Origin of the sequence: Marivivens donghaensis (assembly GCF_011806565.1) — a bacterium.
Classification (GTDB): domain Bacteria; phylum Pseudomonadota; class Alphaproteobacteria; order Rhodobacterales; family Rhodobacteraceae; genus Marivivens; species Marivivens donghaensis_A.
In genome coordinates, this window is record NZ_JAATOP010000001.1 from 474,118 (window position 1) to 495,218 (window position 21,101).

The window sequence follows — 21,101 nt, forward strand, 5'->3', positions numbered from 1 at the left end:
TTATTTTCGTTGAACTAAAATTTTGGCGCCGACTTATTGGTTTGACATAAACAATGGTTTCAGCAATTCTAAATCCGCATCTTGGCTATAGGGCGGCTTAATGAGCGAAAAACGTGACCTCATGTCGGAGATCAGGGCGGAGCTGCCCTCGCTCACGACGAAGCTGCGTGCCATCGGCGATCTGGCGCTCTCCGATACGGAGCGTTTCATTCGCAATACCTCCAAGGATATCTGCGCAGAGATCGGCACTTCCGAGCCGACGCTCATCCGATTTTGTCGCCATTTCGGCTTTGCTGGCCTCTCCGATTTCCGGATCGAGCTGGCGCTGTCCCTCGCGCGTCAGCCGCGTGGATCGGGCTTTGTCGAGCCACTCGCTGTCGACCGTCGCCGCACGAATCTAACCCAGAAACAAAAGATTGCCGAACGGGCCGTTCCGCTGATCGAAGGGGACTCTGCGATCCTGATCGACAACGGCTCTACCGCCGAATTCTTTGCCGGTGCGCTGGGCGAACTGGAGCCGCTGACCATCATGACGACCGGTTTAGTGGTGGCGCAAAACGCGATGCAGCATCGGCAGCACACCGTGATGCTGACCGGCGGGCGTATCCGTCCGAATGCGCTGTCGCTCACGGGGCGCCTCGTCGAAGACTCGCTCAAGGAATACCGCTTCGACACCTTCGTTATGGGCGCCGACTCTGTCGATGCGCAGTTGGGCCTATCGACGTTCCGCGAGGACGAAGCCGCCCACAACCGCGCGATGGTCGATGCCGCCGCCCGTGTTATCGTGCTCGCCGACAGCACCAAGTTTTCAAAGCCCGCACTTCACAAGATTTGCGACATTCCGTGCGTTTCGACCCTCGTAACCGACCTGCCTGACGACGATCCGAACGTCGCAGCACTGCGTCAGCGCGGGCTCGAAGTTATCCTCGTTTCCTGAATACAAAGTTGACGTCATGACCGATTACAAAACTTCGGCCACTTGGGGCGAAATTGCAGCCCAGCCAGCGATCTGGCGCGCGTGGGCCGAGCCTCTGTCCGAGAAATCCGCTGAAGTGCAGGCTTGGATCGCTACCGAGAATTTCGATGAAATCTGGGTGTCGGGCGCGGGGACTTCCGCGTTCATCGGCGATATCATCGCGCGCGGCAGCGCCAAAGTCCGCGCTGTCGCGACGACCGATTTTGTCGGCTGCCCGCAGGATTATCTGTCGGCAACTGGCAAAATCCTCGCGATCCAGTTCGGGCGTTCCGGCAATAGCTCGGAGACCATCGGGATGCTCGATCTGCTCGACGCGCATCGTCCCGATATTGCCCGCCTCAACATCACTTGTAACGGCGAAAGCGCCCTTGCGACCCGTCCAGCTGAGAACCAGCGTGTGATCGTATTGCCCGAAGCGACGCACGACAGCGGCTTTGCCATGACGTCGAGCTTTACGACGATGACGATGACGGCGCTCGCGTGTCTTGGCGTTCTTAATTGCGGCGATATCGAGAAACTGGCCAATGAGGCCGAACAACTGATCTTCAAAGCCGACGCGATGTCCGTTGCCCGCCCCGAGCGGGCCGTGTTCCTCGGCGCTGGTGCGCTAACGGGCGTGGCACGTGAAAGCGCGCTCAAGGTGCTGGAATTGACCGCGGGCAAAACGATGACCCAGTGGGACAGCACACTCGGCTATCGTCATGGTCCCAAAGCGGGTGTGGACGGCGCGACGCAGGTCTACGTGATGTTGCACCCCGAGGCATACGTTCGCCAGTACGACACTGATATCGCAGACGAAATTCGCCGGCAGTTTCCAAATATCCCTGTCAAAACACTCGGGCAAGGTGGCGATTTCGACATCAGAGGCAATGGCGATCCACGTATTGACAGCGTGCTTTTCGTGCTGCTCGCGCAGGTGCTGGCGGTGAAGTGGTCGGCGGACTTGGGCCTTCCCATCGACGACCCTTTCCAAGGGCAAAACCTGTCCCGCGTCGTATCGGGCGTAAAGCTGTACCCGCTATGATTTGCGGCGGTATCGACCTTGGCGGGACGAAGATCGAGGCCCGTTTTTTCGACGGGCCCGATACGGCGACCATAGAAAAACGGCGCGTGCCGACGCCCTTGTTCAGCTTTGACGAGATGATCGACGCGCTCGTCGACCAGATCGAATGGCTGCGCGCGCAGGGGGGCAACGATCTGCCCATTGGTGTCTGCGTGCCTGGCGTCATCGACCGCGAAACAGGCATCTGCTACGCGTCGAACATCCCGTCCACGGGCCACTCTATCGAAGCGGCGGTCAAGGCGCGGATCGGCGTTGCGATCCCCGTCATCAATGATTGCATGGCCTTCGCATTTTCCGAAGCGATGAATGGCGCGGGGCAGGGCGAGGCGTCCGTAATGGGCCTGATCCTTGGCACTGGCGTCGGCGGCGGCTACGTTTTGAACGGAGAGCTGCCTTACCGCGAAAACGGCCTTGCGGTTGAAATCGGCCACGTCGGGATGCCACTTCGCGCTGCGACACGTCACAACCTGCCGGTCTTTACCTGCGGCTGCGGCAAGGTCGCCTGCATGGAAAACTACATGTCCGGAACGGGCTTCGCTAACATCGCACAGCATGTAACGGGCCAGCGGATCGGTGCGCATGAACTCCATGTCGTAGACACCAATCTGGCCGAGCGCCTTCTGAACATCTGGACGGATATCGTGGCGGAGTGCCTCTATACCATTCAGGTGATGCTTGATCCGGGCTGCATTGTACTCGGTGGCGGGGCGTCGCAAATTCCGAACCTTACGGACAGGTTGGAGGTCGCGCTGGAGCGTCACCGCCTCGGCCATGTTGCTGCACCACAAGTCCGGCTCGCCCTGCATGGCGACAGTTCCGGCGCGCGCGGGGCGGGGCTGGCTGCACTCGAATTCGCGGGGGCGAAGTGATGTTGATTACACCAGAGTTCACCTATCTCGACGGCCGCCTGAAAACGGGCCTCGGGATTGAGGCCGCCGATGGCAGGGTCAAGCGCATCTTTGAAACGCAGAGTAGCGGTGATCACTCACCATTTCTTTTTATGCCGGGTTGCCACGATCTTCAGGTCAACGGTGGGGGCGGCGTGATGCTGAACGGCTCGCCAACGTCTGATGCGCTGCGCACCATGCAAAAGGCGCACGCCTCGCTCGGTACGACCGCGATCCTCCCGACGGTAATTACCGATACCGCTGACGTCATCGACGCAGCCGCCGACGCCGCGATTGAGGTGAAGGGCGAAGCTGGTCAGCTTGGTCTGCATATCGAAGGCCCACACCTCGCGATTGAACGGCGCGGCACCCACAAGCCCGATTTCATCCGTCCGTTGGACGAGACCACCGTCCGTACGGTCGAGCGTCTTCGCGACGCTGGCGTCACTGTCATGCTGACGCTTGCGCCGGAATTGGCCGACCGCGATCTGATGGGGCGGATGGTTGCAGCGGGCGCGATCCTCGCCGCGGGGCACTCTGCCGCGACTGCCGCTGAAGCTCGCGAGGGCCTCGACAACGGCGTCTCCTGCTTCACTCACATCTACAACGCGATGCCGCCGATGCTGTCCCGCGCTCCGGGAATTCTGGCCGCCGCGCTATTGTCCGAGGGCTACTGCGGCCTGATCGCCGACGGCATCCACGTCGACTGGGACATGGTCCGCATCGCGCTCGCCGCGCGTCCGAAGGCGGGTCTGACCTACCTCGTCTCCGATGCGATGGCGACGGTCGGCGGGCCGGATCATTTCGAACTCTACGGTCAAAAAATCTTTGTGCGTGATGGTGCGCTGGTGAATGCCGAAGGCTCGCTGGCCGGCGCGCATATCGACATGGTCACCAGTATCGCTAACCTCCATCGCAAGGCGGAGGTGCCGCTCGAAACTGCCATTGCAATGGCAACCGATGTGCCGCGCGCCGCTATCGGTTTGAAGCCGCAGCGCGTTGGCGCGGGCGCGGCATTGGCCGACTTCATCATTCTCGACGAACATCTCAAATACGCCCCACTGGAGGCCGCATGACGCTCTTTCTTGCGCAACGTTACCTGAACGACACCGGCACCGAGCACGGCGCTTTCGAATTCCGGCTGATGAACACCGGCACCGAGCCACTGGCGCTGGCCAAGCTCTGTTATAGCTCCATGACCCGCATTCGCGATGATGTTGCGGTGACGGGCGCCAAGTTCAAGCGCAAGTTCGCGAACCACGTTGAACTAACCCCCGACGCTAAGGAAATCGGTGCGGGCGAAGTGCTGACCTTCCGCGTCGACGGCCTGACCCACCCGCCCAAGAACCGCTCGCAAGGTGTGCTGGCGTCGTGGATCGAGGACGCGAAGGGCAATGCGACCTCCGCTTCCATCGGCGATCTGGAGGCTCCCGCCGGAACGCAGCTTTCGCCGCTGAAGGACTGGCCCGAAGGCAAGGTCACCAGCCAACTCGGCCTGCTGCCTTGGCCCAATACGGTTGCTGTCGGCTCGTTCGGCGACGCCGCTGTGGCCTATCCTGCGGATAGCAAAGACGCCGCGCTTTTCGCTTCGGTTGCCAAGCTCCACCGCCGTCTGTTTCCGTCCGCGAAGGCTCCGGTCTCTGCCATGCCTGTCGCGGGAGTGGTCGTCGCGATCAAGCAAGGCGACGTGCCCGCGCAAGGCTACAAACTGACTTTCGCGGCCGACGAAATCACGCTTGAACATAGCGATGAGCAAGGCCGCATCTACGGCGTGATCGCCATCGCGCAGATCCTGCACCATGCCTATGCTGACGACCGATTTGCCCGTCCGACGTCGGGCACGATTGAAGATGTTCCGCGTTTTGACTGGCGTGGTGCGCATCTTGATGTGGCGCGCAATTTCCGCGGTGCGGACAAGGTTTTGCGCTTCGTAGATATCCTCGCGTGGCACCGTTTCAGCCACTTGCATTGGCACCTCACCGACGACGAAGGCTGGCGCCTGCCGTCCCGCAAATTCCAAGGGTTGGCCGAGCACGCCGCCAAACGTGGTCGCGGCAATGCACTTGCGCCGCAATACGCCGATGGTCCGAACGGTCAGCAGGGTGATTACAGCTTCGATGAGGTCGCCGAGGTCGTGGATCGTGCCGCCGAATTCGGCATCACCGTCATGCCCGAAATCGACATCCCTGGTCACGTCACAGCGCTCCTCTCGGCCATTCCGGGGCTCAAGGATGCCGATGAGACGCCCGACAGCTACCGGTCGATCCAAGGCTACCCGAACAACGCGCTGAACCCCGCGCTGCCCCGCACCTACGAAGTGCTGGAGCAAATCCTCGAAGAGATCTGCGAGATGTTCCCGTCCCCGATCATCCACGTTGGCGGTGACGAAGTGGACAAGAAAACATGGTCGCAATCGCCCGCCGCGCAGGAGCTGGCGTCGCGCGAGGGGCTCTCGGGCACGATGGAGCTGCAAGCCTATTTCATGCGCAAAATCCACGAGATGCTGAAGGCGCGCGGTCGCCAGCTTGGTGGCTGGGATGAATGCGGCGAAGGCGGCGGGGTGGACCGCGACGGCAGCCTGTTGTTCGCTTGGCAAAAAGTCGAAACCACCGCTGCGCTGATGAAGGAAGGCTACGATGTCGTCGCCACTCCGGGTCAGGCATATTACCTCGATATGGTGCAGGCGGACGGCTGGAATGAGCCGGGCGCCGCTTGGGCCGGTGTTTGCACGCCTGCGTTCTGCTACGACTTCGAACCCAGCCGTGGTCTGCCGGACGGTCCGGGGAAACTGGTCGGTGTTCAGGCCGGTATCTGGACGGAAACCATCGTCGGCGACCGCCACTTTAATCACATGGTGTTCCCGCGCCTTTCAGCTATCGCCGAGGCCGGCTGGACCCAGCCCGACAACAAAGACCGCGACCGGTTCTTTGCCCTCTCGCACGTAATGCCGCAGCTATGAAGCGCGTCGCGATCGGCGGCCTCCACACCGAATGTTCGAGCTATTCGCCGCTCGAACAGGTGAGGGAGGATTTCACCCGCTCCGAAGGCGACGACTTGATCAGTCGCGCGAATTTCGACTTTGCAGCTAGGGGCATCACGCCCGTCCCGCTGTTCCACGAACGCTCGGTGCCGGGCGGTCCGGTCTCCAGCGCGTGTTTCGCCGCGCAACGGAACGAGTTCATGGCCATGCTCCGCGATGCGCTTCCCCTCGACGGGGTGCTGTTGTTGATGCACGGGGCGATGTTTGTGCCGGATGTCTCCGACCCCGAAGGCGAATTCATCGCCGAGGTCCGGCGGATCGTCGGGCCCGACTGCATCATCTCGGCGTCGTTCGATCTGCATGGGCAGATCACCGACCAGATCACGATGAACCTTGATGGCTTCGCCGCCTATCGCACCGCTCCGCACATCGACGTGCCTGAAACCTACGCACGCGCCGCCAAGATCCTCGCCGATGCGCTGGACGGGCCGCGTCCTTGCGTGCGCTGGGCCGCTGTGCCCGTGCTGGTGTCGGGAGAGATGTCGTCCACCTTTGTCGAGCCGTGTCAGTCTCTCTATGCTCAATTGCCGTCTGACGACCAAGACACTGGTATCATCGATAGTAATTTGATGATCGGCTACGTGTGGGCAGACAGCCCGCGCGCCACGGCCGCCGCTGTTGTTACCGCGACTAACCCCGAAGCAGGCCAGGCTAAGGCGGACGAAATCGCCGCGCGCTACCGCGCCGTGCGGCATGAGCTGACATACGACATGAACTCCATGCCTCTCGACGAAGCATTGGCCGCGCTCGAACTGCCGACCGTTCTGGCCGATAGCGGCGACAACCCGACGGCTGGCGGCGTAGGGGATCGCGCTGACGTTCTGGCGGCAATCCAGGCGGCAGGGATGCCTGCATTGTTCGCAGGGATTTGCTCGCCCTCGGCCCATGAAGCGCTCCTGAACGGCGCGGCAGCGGTCACGGTAGGCGGAGCGCTGGGCGGCGGCGGTCCGGAGGTTACGTTGATCGTCGATCAGGTGACCTTCGCGATGGATTGCGCCGTGGTCGCCAGCGGTGCGCTAACCGTGGTCATTTCCAAGAAGCGTCGCCCGTTCCACAACTTCGAAGACTTCGAAGCGCTCGGGCTCGTGCTGAGCGCACATCCGCTGCTCGTGGTGAAGTCAGGTTATCTGTCGCCGGACCTCCGCACTTTGCCGCGCCAGCAGATCATGCTGCTGACCGATGGGGCCGTGTGTCAGGACCTGCTCGCGCAAGCCAATGAACACCGGCCGCGTCCGACGTTTCCGTTCCAATCGATCGACTAGGACTACTGAAGTGGCGCCTGTAAATGGCGCTACATCCGGCTCATCAGGTTGAAGATCACCCAGATCGTGCCGAGGCCCATGACCCCGATGACAAGGGTGGTGAAGAGAATGAGTTGAAGGTCTTCCTTTGTCTGGCCCTTGAGCCGGATGTGAAGGAAGAACCGGAAATGCACGACGATCTGGAGGATGGCCGCAACCCCTGTGATCCAGAGCAGCGTGCTGCGGTCGAGCCAGTCGAAGGCGACCGACGCGAAGAGCGGCACCGTCAGCAGCAGCGCGTAGCCGAACCCGAGAGCGTAGCTGAGTTGTTCTTTGCGTTTCTCGGCTGCTTTGTCGGTCATGCCAGCCCTCCGATGTAGACGATGGAAAAGATGCCGATCCACACAATGTCGAGGAAATGCCAGAGGATGCCGAGCCTCAGCATCCCCGTTTTGACCTCGTCATCCAGCCCGTAGACCGCGATCTGGCCGAGGATCGCAAGCGCCCAGATGCAGGCAGCCGTGACATGTATGCCGTGCAGCGGGACGAGGGCGTAGAACGACGAAAGGAACCCGCTTGCCTGCGGGATGCCGCCTTTGCCAGCCATCGTGATGAAATCGTTCACTTCCATCCCGACAAAGATTAGCGCGAGGGCGACGGACACCAGAAGCCAAATGATCATTCGGGCAGGGTGGGGGTGATACTTCATCCCGATCTGTGCAAATCCGAAGGTGAGCGAGCTGAACAGCAGCAACATCGTCTCGATGAACACGGGCCGCAGTTCAAACAGCTCTCGCGGCCCGGGTCCGCCGTTCAGATTGCCGGACATGACCACATAGGTCGCCATCAGGAGGCCGAAGATGATCGCGTCCGACATCATGAAAACCCAAAACCCGAAGACCTCGACCTCTGCGGTGTCGTCAGCCTCTCCATGGTGCGGGCCGAGGTTAAGGCCGGGGTGGCGGGTGGTGCTCATGAGGTGATCTCCTCGCTCGCGGGACTGGCGTGGCCCATGTTCTGCGTCGTCTGTTCAAGCGAGCGCGGGATGCGCGGTGTCGTGTCGGCGAGGGCGCAAAACGCCTCCCATTCGGCTTTGACGTCTTCCGCTTTGACGATGCGGTGGGTGTTGCGGCGGAACCCACAAGCCACGGTCGCGGCGAAACACACCATCGCGCCAAGCGCAGCGAGCCACCACATGTACCACACCAGCCCGAAAGCCATTGCGGTCGAGCCAACCATCAACACGGGGCCAAGTGCCGAATTCCGCGGCATCTCGATATCGTGGTAGCCATCGTCGGGCGCGCGCAGGTCGTAGCCACCTTCCTTGAGAGTGGCGAAGGCATCGCGCCCTTCGACTTCGGGCGTTGCGGGAAAGTTCCACTCGGGCGCGGGGGCGGGCACGGCCCATTCAAGCGTCCTGCTATCCCACGGGTCGCCCATCGGCACGGCAAGCGCTTCGCGGTTTTTGATCGACACATAAAGCTGGATGCAGAGACATGCGAAGGCCGCGATAATCATCACCGCGCCCAGCAGCGCCACCAGCGTCAGCGGGAACCACGCGCCGTTGAAATACTCGGCCATGCGGCGCGGCATTCCGAGGATGCCGAGGCCGTAAAGCGGGAAGAACGCGAACACGAACCCCGCGATCCAGAGGTAGGCCGCGCGGTAGCCCCACTTGGGATCGAGGATGAAGCCGAACGCCTTGGGGAACCAGAGCGTGTAGCCCGCCAGCATCCCGAACAGTAGTCCGGGGATCAGCATGTTGTGGAAATGCGCCACGAGGAACAGCGTGTTGTGCATCACGTAATCGAGTGACGGGTTGGCCAGCAGGATGCCCGACAGACCGCCGATCGTGAACAGGATCAGGAACGCCACTGCGTAGACCATCGGCACCGCCATGCGGACGCGGCCACGGTACATCGTCAGCATCCAGTCGTAGATTTTCACGCCTGTCGGAATGCCGATCAGCATCGTGGCAATGCCGAATATGGCGTTGAGGTTGGCGCTTTGCCCCATGGTAAAGAAGTGGTGCACCCAGACGGTGAAGCTCAGTACCGCGATGCACATCGTGGCGATGACCAGCGCGGTGTAGCCGTAGAGAGTCTTGCTGGAGAAGGTCGAGAAGACCTCTGAATAGACGCCGAATGCTGGCAGGATGAGGATGTAGACTTCGGGGTGGCCGAACAGCCAGAACAGGTTGGCGAAGTTCATCATGTTCCCGCCGCCGTCGTTCGTGAACATGTGGAAGCCGAGGTAACGGTCGAGCGCCAGTAGCCCCGTCGCGACCGTGAGCGGGGGCAGCGCGAAAATCATCAGGATCGACGTGCAGAGTGACGTCCAGCAGAACAGCGGCATGTCCATCAGTTTCATCCCGTCACAGCGAAATTTGTAGATCGTCACGACAAAATTGATGCCCGACAGGGTGGTTCCGATGCCCGAGAGCGTGACCGCCCAGATCCAGTAGTCGGGGCCGGGGCCGGGGTTGAATGCGGCCTCGGTGAATGGCGGATAGCCGGTCCAGCCACCGGTCGAAAACGGCTGCAAGACGAGCGAGATCATCAGAAGGACAGCGCCCGCTGCTGTAAACCCTAGACTGACGGAGTTCATGGTCGGAAACGCCACATCCCGCGATCCGATCTGGAGCGGCATGACGTAGTTGATAAGGCCCGTCAGGAACGGCATTGCCATGAAGAAGATCATGATCGTGCCGTGGGTCGAAAACAGCTGCGCGAAGTGTTCGTTGGACACCAGCCCTCCGCCGCCATCACCAAGCGCCTGCTGGGTGCGCATCACAAATGCTTCGGCCAGAGCGCGGGCGAGCATGACGAGAGCGAGGACGACGTACATGATCCCGATTTTCTTGTGATCGACAGACGTCAGCCAGTCGCGCCAGAGAGGCCCCCAGAGGTGATATTTTGTCAGAGCATAGACCAGATAGAGCGCGCCCAGAACAGCCAACCCCGCAGCAGTGGTCCCGACGATCCCGCTGGCAAGTTCGCGCCCGTTGGTGGCGTGGATGATCTCCAACACGGGGAGGGCGTCGAGCGTCAGGCGCCCGAAAACCAGAGACCAGAGATCGCTCATTGCATTGCCCCCATCCGGCTTGGATCAGTCGCAACCGAAGTGAATAAATCAGGCGGCGCATCGGTGAAAACGACACTTTCGCCACTGACACCGAGGGTATCCAGAAGCTCGCTGCGGGTGCTCTGCGCCTGCAACGCTTCCAGCGCGGTGCGATCAAACGGCATTCCATCAGCTTTGCCGCTTTCGGCCCAAGTGGCGAAGTCTTCCTCACTCACCGCATGGACCGCGAAACTCTGCGTTGCGAAACCGTCTCCGCTATATTGTGAATTCTCGCCGAGGAATTCTCCCACGCCAGTTGCGGCGAGGTTCAGGCGCGTCTCCATCCCCTTCATTGCATAGATCTGACTGCCCAATGCGGGGATGAAGAAACTCTGCATCACGGTGTCCGAGGTGATGCGGAAACTGACGGGCCGATCAGCGGGAAACACGAGGTCACCCACCGTGGCGATACCTTGCTCGGGGTAGATGAACAGCCATTTCCAGTCGTAGCCGATGACTTGGATCTCAACAGCATCGCCCGCCAACGGTTTATACGGATCGAGCGTCATGGTCGCATGCGCCAGTTTGATCCCGAGCGCGATGACGACCAGCACAGGCACGCCCCAGACCAGAATTTCGAGCGGCTTGGAGAAATGCCAGCGCGGGCTGTAATCACCGCGCCCATGTTTGTAGCGATACCGCAGGATGATCCACGGCACTCCGATGAACACGGGCAGGCACACGACCATCATCACGGTGACAACGTACCAGAAATGTTGGCTCTGCGCGGCGGCAATGGGGCCTTGGGGCGACAGGAAGCTGCTCCTCCCCTCGCATCCGCCAAACAGCAGGACGAGCAGGAACAGAGGCAATAAGCGTTTCATTCAAAGATGCCGATATCAGTCGCAGAAAATGACCTGCCGTGCCGCGTAGGTTTACGTGCCGGTCACGCCACGAGCTAGGCCGACCGGATCGATCATCAAGGACTAAGCCGTAATCAGGATCGCGCGGAAGTCGTTGACGTTGGTGAGCGTCGGTCCCGTCACGACCTGATCGCCGAGCGCGGCAAAGAAGCTATGCGCATCGTTGTTGTCCAGCATCGCCTGCGGATCGAGGCTCAGTGCCTTCGCGCGCTGCAACGTGTCCGGCGAGATGATCGCGCCCGCAACCTCGGCCCCGCCATCGACGCCGTCCGTATCGCAGGCGAGGGCATGGATGTTTGCGGCTCCGTCCAGTGCGATAGCCAGCGCGAGGAGGTATTCGACGTTCGGGCCGCCGACGCCGGTCCCGCGACAGGTGACCGTCAACTCTCCGCCAGACAGCAGCAGACAGGGTTTGGACGACAGCGCGAGGGCGGCATGTACAGCGGCGACCTCGCGCGCCTCACCCTCGATGGCATCGCCGAGGATTTGCACCGGCATCGTCGCTAACTCGGCAGCCGCTTCGAGTGACTGGGCAGGGGCTGCGTAGATCACATTCTCGGTCGTCCTCAGGCGCTCGTCATCGGGCGCGATGACGCCGGTCGGGTGGCTCAAGGCAGTGATGACCGAGGGCGGGACTAACATCTTCCAATTGTCGATGACCGCCAAAGCGTCGGCGCTGGTCGACGGATCGCCGACGGTAGGGCCGGAGCCGATGAACGCAGGATTGTCCCCTGGCACGTCGGAAATCATCAGCGTGAGCATCTTCGCCGGATGCGCTGCTGCCGCGAGCTGCCCGCCCTTCACGCGGGAAATATGCTTGCGAACCGTATTCATGCGGTCAATCGGCGCGCCGGATGCCAGTAGGGCAGCGTTGAGCGCTTTCAGGTCGCCCAGCGAAATGCTCTCCGCCGGAGCCTCAAGCAATGCCGATGCGCCTCCCGAAATCAATGCCAACACAAAATCGTCCGGTCCACAGCCATCCAGCAGGTCCAGCATCCGCGCCGTTGCATCCGGTCCTGCCTGATCGGGGACAGGGTGGGCGGCTTCGACGATCTCGATCCCTTGGGTCGGGCGGGCATAGCCGTAGCGCGTGATGACCAGCCCTTCGCACGGTCCCCATTCCGCCTCCACCGCCTCTGCCATTCGTGCCGATGCCTTGCCAGCGCCGATGACGATCACGCGTCCGGCGGGCTTGGGTGGCAGGTGGTCTGCCAGAGACTGCATCGGATTCGCGACCTCGACGGCTTTGTCGAAAAGGCTGCGCAGAAATTGTGCTTCGGTCATGATCGGCATGTCTCACGTTGATACGGTTTCAATCTTAACCGCTTATTCCCAAAAGACTATTGTGCAGATTCTTGCGCGAGCTGGGCGCGAGCGCAGGTTTATCGCTATCAGTGGCCTCACAAATACTTGAACTCCTCGTGTTCGGTGGTTTAGCTCACCCTACAGGAGGATTGCCGATGCGATTTTTTGTAACCGAAGACGGAACGAAGCTTGCCTATAAGGACGAGGGCGAGGGCCTTCCGGTACTCGCGCTTGCTGGACTGACCAGAGACGGTCGGGATTTCGACTATGTTGCACCGCATCTTGAAGGTATCCGCCTGATCCGGCTCGACAGCCGTGGACGTGGCCAATCGGGGTGGAGCGGGGCCGACACCTACTCCGTTCCGCAGGAAGCCGACGATGCAATCGCGCTTCTGGATCACCTCAAAATTGACAAAGCCGCGATCCTCGGCACCTCGCGTGGCGGCCTGATTGCGATGCTGCTCGGCGCAGTCGCCAAGGGCCGTCTGCACGGCATCTGCCTCAACGACGTCGGCCCTGTGCTGGAACCGCCTGCGCTTACGCGGATCGGCGACTATATTGGCAAACGCCCTGTCGCGAAGACGATTGAAGGTATGGCCGAAAAACTGTCCCACGATCCCGCATTCCCGAATGTGCCGATGTCGCGCTGGATCGAGGAGGCGGAGCGTCACTATGTTCAGGAAGGCACCGGCCTCGGCCTGCCTTATGATCCCGAATTGCGCACGTCGTTCATGAAGGCACTCGATGCGCCGGCAGTGGACGCTTGGCCGCTGTTCGACGCGATGAAAGGCATTCCGCTGATGCTCGTTCGCGGTCACAACACCGACCTGCTGTCCGAGGAAACCGCGAACGAGATGCGCAAGCGTATCCCCGAGATGATCTTCGTCGATGTGGCTGACCGTGGACACGTGCCGTTCCTCGACGAGCCGCTTGTCGTCTCGGCCCTCCAGAGATGGATCGGCGAGATGAAAGATCGCGCCTCAAAGGCCGAGTAGAATTTCCTGAAGCAACCTGTCGGCGGCACGGCTAAGCTGCCGCGTTCTGTCTTGAATGATGAAGAACGGCGTCACGGTAATCGTGGTGTCGATGTCGAGCGTCGTCAGGCGGCTACTGATCTGCGAGCTTGTCAGCAGTTCCGCCACTTCGCGCGATTGGGGCGAGATTGAATTGCTGTCAGCGAGCATTGCGAGCACCACGAGCAAAGAAGAGCTATGCACGACACGCGTCGGCGTGGGAATGCGCGCGGCGTAGTAAGCGTTCTCAACCGATTGGCGAATGGGCGAGCCGCGTTCCTGAATGATCCAGTCGTAATCGAGCAGCTCATCAAGGCTCACGTTCTTCTTGCTTGCAAGGGGGTGCGTGTCCTTTACGACGAGAGAGACAACCTCGTTGCGGGCAGGGTGAACGCGAAGGGCGCGGCTATCGTATTCGGACGGCAGGCGGGCCAGCACGAAGTCCAGCGCGCCTTCGTCCAGAGCGCGGACCAACTGGTTGGACGGGCCGACCTCGATAGAGATTTCGATGTCCGGTGCTTCCTTGCGAACGGCCTGCACAGCAGGGACGAGAGAGCTTACCGCAGGGCCAGTGACCGACCCGACCCGGACGTTGCCCATCTGGCCGTCTTTCAGGTTCCGCACTTCCTGACCCAGCGAGTCGAGTTCCGACAGCACCACACGCGCGTGCCGGATGAACGCTTCGCCAACGGGGGTCGGGATCATGCCCTTGGGGTGCCGCTCGAACAGGGGGGCACCCGCAGCCGATTCCAGATCGGCCAATGTGCGCGACGCCGCAGGTTGCGACAGGAAAAGGCTTTCAGCCGCGACCTGCAATTTGCCCGTTTCTGCCACGCGGACAACCAGACGTAGGTGGGCAGGTTTGATCCTATGAATAAGGTCCATCGGCACCATCATAACATAAATGATATGAAGATGGTCGATATTGGAATTTTACAGTTATGTAAACGTCTGCCTATGACGATAGCGGGGATCGACCCCGCAACATTGATGTGAAGCCGCAGAGGAGCGGCGGCACTTCTGGGAGGACATTATGAAATTCAAGTATCTCGTGGCCACTGCTGCCGCGGCCATTACCCTTGCGGGCGGCGCATTCGCTGACGGTCTTGTTGGCATCGCTATGCCGACCAAATCTTCGTCCCGCTGGATCTCGGACGGCAACTCGATGGTAGAGCAGTTCCAGGCTGCCGGCTACGAGACCGACCTGCAGTACGCGGAAGACGATATCCCGAACCAGCTCGCCCAGATCGAGAACATGATCACCAAGGGCGTGGACGTTCTGGTCATCGCGGCGATTGACGGCACCACGCTGTCGAACGCTCTGGAAAACGCTGCTGCTTCGGGCATCCACGTCATCGCGTATGACCGTCTGATCCGTGACAGCGAAAACGTCGACTACTACGCGACCTTCGACAACTTCAAAGTCGGGGTGCAGCAGGCTTCGTCGCTGGTCAGCGGCCTCGAAGAGCGTTTCGGCGAAGGCCCGTATAATGTTGAACTCTTCGGCGGCTCGCCGGATGATAACAATGCGTATTTCTTCTACAACGGCGCGATGTCGGTTCTCCAGCCGCTCATCGACGACGGCACCGTGAACATCGGGTCCGGCCAGATGGGCATGGACACTGTCGGTACCCTGCGTTGGGACGGTGCAGTCGCCCAGTCGCGCATGGATAACCTGCTGTCGGCTTACTACACCGATCAGGACGTCCACGGCGTTCTGTCGCCCTACGATGGTCTCTCCATCGGTATTCTGTCGTCGCTCAAAGGCGTTGGCTACGGTTCGGGCGATATGGAAATGCCGATCGTCACCGGTCAGGACGCCGAACTTCCGTCGGTGAAGTCGATCCTTGCAGGCGAGCAGTACTCGACCGTGTTCAAGGACACCCGCGAACTCGCTCGCGTCACCGTTGGCATGGTTGAAGCCGTTCTCGAAGGCGGCGAGCCGGAGATCAACGACACCGAGACCTACGACAACGGCAAGAAGGTCGTTCCGTCCTACCTGCTGGAGCCGGTTTCGGTCGACGCATCCAACTGGGAAGAGATCCTCGTTGGTTCGGGCTACTACACCGCCGACCAAGTCGAATAATCGTCCATCCTTCCCGACCCGTCCGCGCGCAAACGCGGGCGGGTCCCCAAAAGACTAAGGGGCGAATATGACTCCGCTGCTGCAAATGCAGTCCATCACCAAGGAATTCCCCGGCGTTAAGGCGCTCGATCAGGTGAACTTGAAGGTGATGGAGGGCGAAATACACGCGATTTGTGGTGAGAACGGCGCCGGCAAATCCACTCTCATGAAAGTTCTGTCAGGGGTTTATCCCGCCGGTAGCTACGACGGCGAAATCCACTACGACGGTCAACTTGCAGAATTCCGCGATATCTCCGACAGCGAAAAGCGCGGCATCATCATCATTCACCAAGAGCTGGCTCTGGTTCCGCTCCTGTCGATTGCCGAGAATATCTTCCTCGGTAACGAGCGTGCCTCCAAGGGCGTCATCGACTGGCGCAGCACCTTTGCCAAGACCGAGGACCTGCTGAAAAAAGTCGGTCTGCGCGAAAGCCCCGGTACGCTGATTGAAAAGCTCGGCGTCGGTAAACAGCAGCTGGTCGAGATCGCTAAGGCACTGTCGAAAGAAGTGCGCCTACTGATCCTCGACGAGCCGACCGCGGCGTTGTCCGAAGCCGACAGCCAAGCACTGCTCGACCTGATGCTGGAACTGAAGGCGCAGGGCGTCACGCAGATCATCATCAGCCACAAGCTGAACGAGGTCCGCCGCGTCGCCGACACCGTCACCGTCATCCGCGACGGCACCACCGTCTCGACCATCGACGCGCGTACCGAAGCCGTCACCGAAGACCGCATCGTCCGCGACATGGTCGGCCGCGACATGGCGAACCGCTATCCGGAACGTGACCGCCGCGCGGGCGAGATGCTCATGGAGGTCAGTGACTGGAACGTCTGGCATCCCGAACATAACGACCGCCAGATCATCAAGAACATCAATCTCAACGTCCGTGCGGGCGAGGTTGTCGGTATTGCAGGTCTTATGGGCTCTGGCCGGACCGAGCTAGCTATGTCCATTTTCGGGCGCAGCTACGGCCAGAACATCTCTGGCGAGGTGAAACTCAAGGGGCAGGTCGCCAACGTCAAGGAAATCGACAAGGCTATCGACGCGGGCCTTGCTTACGTCACCGAAGACCGCAAATCGCTCGGTCTCGTGCTGGACGAGAACATCCGCACCAACGTGACGCTGGCGAACCTCGAAGGCGTGTCGCGCAGCGGCGTGATCAACGAGAACGCGGAAACCACCGTGGCCGAAAAATACCGCGCCGCGATGAACATCCGCACACCGTCGGTGTTCCAGAAAGTCGGCAACCTGTCGGGCGGCAACCAGCAGAAGGTTGTTCTGTCCAAGTGGCTCTTTGCCGAGCCCGAGGTGCTGATCCTCGACGAGCCGACACGCGGTATCGACGTCGGTGCGAAATACGAAATCTACAACATTATCAACGATCTGTCCGCACAAGGGAAAGGCGTTCTGATGATCTCGTCTGAGATGCCGGAACTGCTGGGGATGTGTGACCGGATCTACGTCATGAACGAAGGCGCTTTCGTGGGCGAACTGACCGCCGCCGAGGCCAGCCAAGAGCGCATCATGTCGCTCATCGTAACGGAATAGGGAGACCATCGAAGATGGAACAGGCAACCAACAATTCGGGCGGTCTGGGCGCTTATCTCAAGCACCACATTCGCGAATACGGTCTACTTTTCGCGCTGATCGCTATCATGCTGATCTTCCAGATCTGGACGAACGGCACGCTTCTGAAGCCGGTGAACATCACCAACCTTTTCTTGCAGAACAGCTACATCATCATCATGGCGCTGGGCATGTTGGTGGTCATCGTGTCGGGCAATATCGACCTCTCGGTCGGCTCGGTCATGGGCTTTATCGGCGCTTTCGCTGCGGTGATGGTGGTCGAATGGGACATGCCGGTGGCAGTCACCATGCTGGCCTCGCTCGGCGTGGGTATTCTGATCGGCGCGGCACAGGGCTACTTTGTCGCGTACTGGAAAATTCCGTCGTTCATCGTGACGCTGGCAGGGATGCTCGTATTCCGCGGTCTGTCGCTCTGGCTGCTCGAAGGCCAGTCGATCGGTCCGTTCCCGCAGTCGTTCCAGCAGATTTCAACCGGTTTTATTCCGGATATCGTTCCGACAGGTTTCTCGAAGTCGCTCGCTGAAATCGCAGGTTCGCGCAACTTCAACGTCCTCGCCGTGCTGCTTGGTCTCGTGGCCGTGCTCGCGATTATCTACGTCGGTATGCGCGAACGTGCCCGCAATGCGCGCTACGGTGTGGTCGGTGAGCCCTTTGCGTTCTTCGTTGTCCGCAACGCCATCGTCGCCGGTGCGCTGCTGTTCGTCAGCTTCAAGCTCGCTACCTTCCGCGGTCTGCCGAACGTGCTGATCTCGATGGTCGTGCTGACCGTGATCTACGCCTTCCTCACCGCCAACACGACCATCGGTCGCCGCGTCTATGCGCTGGGCGGCAACGAAAAAGCGGCAAAGCTATCGGGCATCAAGACCGAGCGTCTGACCTTCCTCGCCTTCGTCAACATGGGGATGCTCGCGGCGCTTGGTGGCCTGATCTTCGCGGCCCGCCTCAACACCGCAACGCCCAAAGCAGGCTTCGCGGTCGAGCTTGACGTCATTGCGGCGGTCTTCATCGGCGGCGCGTCCATGTCGGGCGGTTCGGGCAAGATCGTCGGCGCGGTTGTCGGCGCGTTCATCATGGGCGTCATGAACAACGGCATGTCGATCGTCGGTATCGGCATCGACTTCCAGCAGGTCATCAAGGGCCTCGTGCTGCTCGCCGCTGTGTTCTTCGACGTCTACAATAAAAGCAAGTAAGGGTTAATCATGTCGTTCAAACCTGCGCCCTGGCCGCGCAAACTGAGATCAACCCACTGGTACAGCGGCAACTCCCGCGACACGATTTACCATCGTGGTTGGCTCAAGAACCAAGGCTACCCTTCCGACCTGTTCGACGGGCGCCCGATCATTGGCATCCTCAACACTTGGTCCGAACTGACGCCGTGCAACGGCCACCTTCGCGAGCTGGCGGAGAAGGTCAAAGCGGGCATCTGGGAAGCTGGTGGTTTCCCTGTCGAAGTGCCGGTGTTTTCGGCGTCGGAGAACACCTTCCGCCCCACGGCGATGATGTTCCGCAACCTCGCGGCCATGTCGATCGAAGAGCAGATGCGGGGTCAGCCGATTGACGGCGCTGTGCTCTTGGTCGGCTGTGACAAAACCACACCGTCTCTCATGATGGCTGCGGCATCGACCGACATTCCGTCCATTGTCGTAACCGGCGGCCCAATGCTGAACGGCCATTTCCGCGGCGAGCAGATCGGGTCCGGTACCGCGCTATGGCGTTTCTCTGAAGCCGTTAAGGCAGGGGAGATGACGCAGGAAGATTTCCTCGAAGCAGAGCAGGCCATGTCCCGCTCGTCGGGCACCTGCAACACGATGGGCACTGCGTCCTCAATGGCTTCGATGGCCGAGGCGCTCGGCATGGCGTTGTCGGGTAACGCGGCAATTCCCGCCGTCGACAGCCGCCGCCGCGTGATGGCGCAGCTTTCGGGCCGCCGCATCGTGCAGATGGTGAAGGACGACCTCAAGCCGTCCGACATCATGACCAAGCAAGCGTTCGAGAACGCGATCCGCACGAATGCGGCCATCGGCGGCTCGACCAACGCGGTCATTCACCTGCTGGCCATCGCAGGCCGCGTCGGGGTCGATCTGACGCTGGACGACTGGGACCGTTGCGGGCGCGATATCCCGACCATCGTGAACCTCATGCCTTCGGGCAAATACCTGATGGAAGAATTCTTCTACGCCGGCGGTCTGCCCGTGGTGCTCAAGCGCCTCGCCGAAAGCGGTCACCTGCACAAGGACGCGCTGACCGTTTCGGGCGAGGGCATCTGGGAAGAGGTCAAGGACGTCGTCAATTACAACGAGGACGTCATTCTCCCCGCCGACAAGGCGCTGACTCAATCGGGCGGCATCGTTGTGCTCAAGGGCAACCTTGCCCCGAATGGCGCGGTGCTGAAACCGTCGGCCGCTTCGCCCCATCTGCTCAAACACCGTGGCCGCGCCGTCGTGTTCGAAGACATCGACGACTACAAAGCCAAGATCAATGATGACGCCCTCGATATCGACGAGACTTGCATCATGGTCCTGAAGAACTGCGGTCCCAAGGGCTATCCGGGCATGGCCGAGGTCGGCAACATGGGCTTGCCGCCCAAGGTGCTGAAGAAGGGTATCACCGATATGGTCCGTATCTCGGACGCGCGCATGTCGGGTACCGCCTACGGCACGGTGATCCTGCACACATCCCCCGAAGCCGCAGCCAAAGGTCCGCTCGCGATTGTACGCAATGGCGACTTCATCGAAGTGGATGTCGAGGCGCGGAAAATGCACCTCGAAATTTCGGACGAAGAGATGGCAGTGCGTCTGGCGGAGTGGCAACCTATCCACAATCATCCGGAGAGTGGATATGCTTGGTTGCATCAGCAGCATGTACTTGGCGCCGACACTGGTGCCGACTTCGATTTCTTGAAAGGCTGCCGAGGCAACGAAGTTGGAAAGGAAGCCCATTGATGGAAATCGCACTTGTTGGCGTTGGTAAAATTGCAATCGACCAGCACATCCCGTCTATCTCCGCCTCGCCCGATTGGGAACTGTCCGCGACGGTATCGCGTCATGGTTCGGTCGACGGTGTGGAAGCCTTCACCGACTTCGACGAGATGCTGGAGAAGCGCCGCGATATCCGTGTGATTTCGCTCTGCCTGCCGCCTGTGCCGCGCTTCGACTATGCCGCGAAAGCCATCCGCGCAGGGCGTCATGTGATGTTGGAAAAGCCGCCGGGCGCTACGCTGGCCGAATGCCACGCACTCGAAGCGCTGGCCCGCGAACACCGCGTGTCGATCTATGCGACGTGGCACAGCCGCGAGGCGGACAAAGTTGCTGCGGCAAAGGCTTGGCTTGCGGACAAGACGCTTCGCAAGCTGCATGTCACTTGGAAGGAAGACGTGCGCCGTTGGCATCCCGGTCAGGAATGGATCTGGGAGCCGGGCGGGATGGGTGTCTTCGATCCGGGCATCAACGCGTTGTCTATCTTGACCGAGATCCTGCCTGTGAATGTCCACCTGAAGTCGGCGGACCTCGACGTGCCTGAAAATCGCCAGACGCCTATCGGGGCGCGGCTCGATTTCTTCCACCCGAACGGCGCGGAAGTCATTGCCGATTTCGACTGGCGTCAGACAGGCGACCAGATCTGGCAGATCGAAGCCGTCACGGACGAAGGCACGCTGACGCTGCTCGAGGGCGGTGCGCGCATCCAGATCGACGGTGTCGAGGATGCGCTAGTTTCGGACAATCCTCTCGCGGGTGAATATCCGCGCCTCTATGCAAATATGGCCAAGCTGCTGTCGACCGGCGGCATCGATATGGACCTGCGCCCGATGGTGCATGTGTCCGACGCTCTGGCTCTGGGCAGGCGGAATGCCGTCGAGCCTTTCCACGAATAGGAAACA

18 protein-coding genes are annotated in these 21,101 nt (G+C 60.7%); 12 read left to right on the forward strand and 6 right to left on the reverse strand.

All coding sequences use genetic code 11. The features are described 5' to 3' along the window. The first annotated feature begins 100 nt into the window (after nt 1-100). The 6 genes from HCZ30_RS02375 to HCZ30_RS02400 are packed head-to-tail and all read left to right on the forward strand — an operon-like array spanning nt 101 to nt 7,228. A complete protein-coding gene (locus HCZ30_RS02375; RefSeq protein WP_167636155.1) occupies nt 101-937 on the forward strand; it encodes a DeoR/GlpR family DNA-binding transcription regulator in 837 nt (278 codons plus the stop codon). A gap of 16 nt (nt 938-953) precedes the next feature. Continuing rightward, the gene (locus HCZ30_RS02380; RefSeq protein ID WP_167636156.1) at nt 954-2,000 is read left to right on the forward strand and encodes an SIS domain-containing protein; all 1,047 of its coding nucleotides are present in this window, start codon (nt 954-956) and stop codon (nt 1,998-2,000) included. After that, nucleotides 1,997-2,908, forward strand: coding sequence for an ROK family protein (locus tag HCZ30_RS02385; protein ID WP_167636157.1), 912 nt, complete (start codon nt 1,997-1,999; stop codon nt 2,906-2,908). The genes HCZ30_RS02380 and HCZ30_RS02385 overlap by 4 nt, the downstream gene beginning before the upstream one ends. Next, nucleotides 2,908-4,002, forward strand: a complete 1,095-nt coding sequence (locus HCZ30_RS02390) for an N-acetylglucosamine-6-phosphate deacetylase (RefSeq protein WP_167636158.1) — start codon at nt 2,908-2,910, stop codon at nt 4,000-4,002. The genes HCZ30_RS02385 and HCZ30_RS02390 overlap by 1 nt, the downstream gene beginning before the upstream one ends. After that, entirely contained in the window at nt 3,999-5,885 is a 1,887-nt protein-coding gene (locus tag HCZ30_RS02395; protein WP_167636159.1) for a beta-N-acetylhexosaminidase, read from the forward strand. The genes HCZ30_RS02390 and HCZ30_RS02395 overlap by 4 nt, the downstream gene beginning before the upstream one ends. Next, on the forward strand, nt 5,882-7,228 hold the full coding sequence (locus HCZ30_RS02400; protein WP_167636160.1) for a M81 family metallopeptidase: 1,347 nt from the start codon (nt 5,882-5,884) through the stop codon (nt 7,226-7,228). Before HCZ30_RS02395 ends, HCZ30_RS02400 begins: the two co-directional genes overlap by 4 nt. A gap of 29 nt (nt 7,229-7,257) precedes the next feature. Here HCZ30_RS02400 and HCZ30_RS02405 read toward each other — a convergent pair whose 3' ends face one another. From HCZ30_RS02405 to HCZ30_RS02425, 5 genes are all read right to left on the reverse strand, one after another. After that, on the reverse strand, nt 7,258-7,569 hold the full coding sequence (locus HCZ30_RS02405; RefSeq protein WP_167636161.1) for a cytochrome o ubiquinol oxidase subunit IV: 312 nt from the start codon (nt 7,567-7,569) through the stop codon (nt 7,258-7,260). Continuing rightward, nucleotides 7,566-8,183 (reverse strand): cytochrome c oxidase subunit 3, encoded by a 618-nt coding sequence (locus HCZ30_RS02410; RefSeq protein ID WP_167636162.1) that lies wholly within the window; start codon nt 8,181-8,183, stop codon nt 7,566-7,568. Before HCZ30_RS02410 ends, HCZ30_RS02405 begins: the two co-directional genes overlap by 4 nt. After that, nucleotides 8,180-10,291 (reverse strand): cbb3-type cytochrome c oxidase subunit I, encoded by a 2,112-nt coding sequence (locus HCZ30_RS02415; protein WP_167636163.1) that lies wholly within the window; start codon nt 10,289-10,291, stop codon nt 8,180-8,182. Before HCZ30_RS02415 ends, HCZ30_RS02410 begins: the two co-directional genes overlap by 4 nt. Then, the gene (locus tag HCZ30_RS02420) at nt 10,288-11,154 is read right to left on the reverse strand and encodes a cytochrome c oxidase subunit II (protein WP_167636164.1); all 867 of its coding nucleotides are present in this window, start codon (nt 11,152-11,154) and stop codon (nt 10,288-10,290) included. The genes HCZ30_RS02415 and HCZ30_RS02420 overlap by 4 nt, the downstream gene beginning before the upstream one ends. A gap of 102 nt (nt 11,155-11,256) precedes the next feature. Further along, nucleotides 11,257-12,477: a glycerate kinase type-2 family protein gene (locus HCZ30_RS02425; RefSeq protein ID WP_167636165.1), complete on the reverse strand. Its 1,221-nt coding sequence runs from the start codon at nt 12,475-12,477 to the stop codon at nt 11,257-11,259. Between the two features lie 176 nt (nt 12,478-12,653). On the opposite strand from HCZ30_RS02425, the gene HCZ30_RS02430 reads away from it, so the two are divergent. Beyond that, entirely contained in the window at nt 12,654-13,493 is an 840-nt protein-coding gene (locus tag HCZ30_RS02430) for an alpha/beta fold hydrolase (protein ID WP_167636166.1), read from the forward strand. Here HCZ30_RS02430 and HCZ30_RS02435 read toward each other — a convergent pair. Beyond that, nucleotides 13,479-14,396: a LysR family transcriptional regulator gene (locus HCZ30_RS02435; protein WP_167636167.1), complete on the reverse strand. Its 918-nt coding sequence runs from the start codon at nt 14,394-14,396 to the stop codon at nt 13,479-13,481. The genes HCZ30_RS02430 and HCZ30_RS02435 overlap by 15 nt on opposite strands. A gap of 148 nt (nt 14,397-14,544) precedes the next feature. Between HCZ30_RS02435 and chvE the strand changes: the two genes are divergently transcribed. From chvE to HCZ30_RS02460, 5 genes are all read left to right on the forward strand, one after another. Continuing rightward, on the forward strand, nt 14,545-15,597 hold the full coding sequence (gene chvE, locus HCZ30_RS02440) for a multiple monosaccharide ABC transporter substrate-binding protein (protein WP_167636168.1): 1,053 nt from the start codon (nt 14,545-14,547) through the stop codon (nt 15,595-15,597). A 67-nt stretch (nt 15,598-15,664) separates the two neighbouring features. Continuing rightward, entirely contained in the window at nt 15,665-17,185 is a 1,521-nt protein-coding gene (mmsA, locus tag HCZ30_RS02445) for a multiple monosaccharide ABC transporter ATP-binding protein (protein WP_167636169.1), read from the forward strand. A 14-nt stretch (nt 17,186-17,199) separates the two neighbouring features. After that, nucleotides 17,200-18,414, forward strand: a complete 1,215-nt coding sequence (mmsB, locus tag HCZ30_RS02450; RefSeq protein ID WP_167636170.1) for a multiple monosaccharide ABC transporter permease — start codon at nt 17,200-17,202, stop codon at nt 18,412-18,414. Between the two features lie 9 nt (nt 18,415-18,423). Further along, nucleotides 18,424-20,166, forward strand: a complete 1,743-nt coding sequence (araD, locus tag HCZ30_RS02455; RefSeq protein ID WP_167636171.1) for an L-arabinonate dehydratase — start codon at nt 18,424-18,426, stop codon at nt 20,164-20,166. Next, nucleotides 20,166-21,095 (forward strand): Gfo/Idh/MocA family protein, encoded by a 930-nt coding sequence (locus HCZ30_RS02460; RefSeq protein WP_167636172.1) that lies wholly within the window; start codon nt 20,166-20,168, stop codon nt 21,093-21,095. Before araD ends, HCZ30_RS02460 begins: the two co-directional genes overlap by 1 nt. The last annotated feature ends 6 nt before the right edge of the window (nt 21,096-21,101 follow it).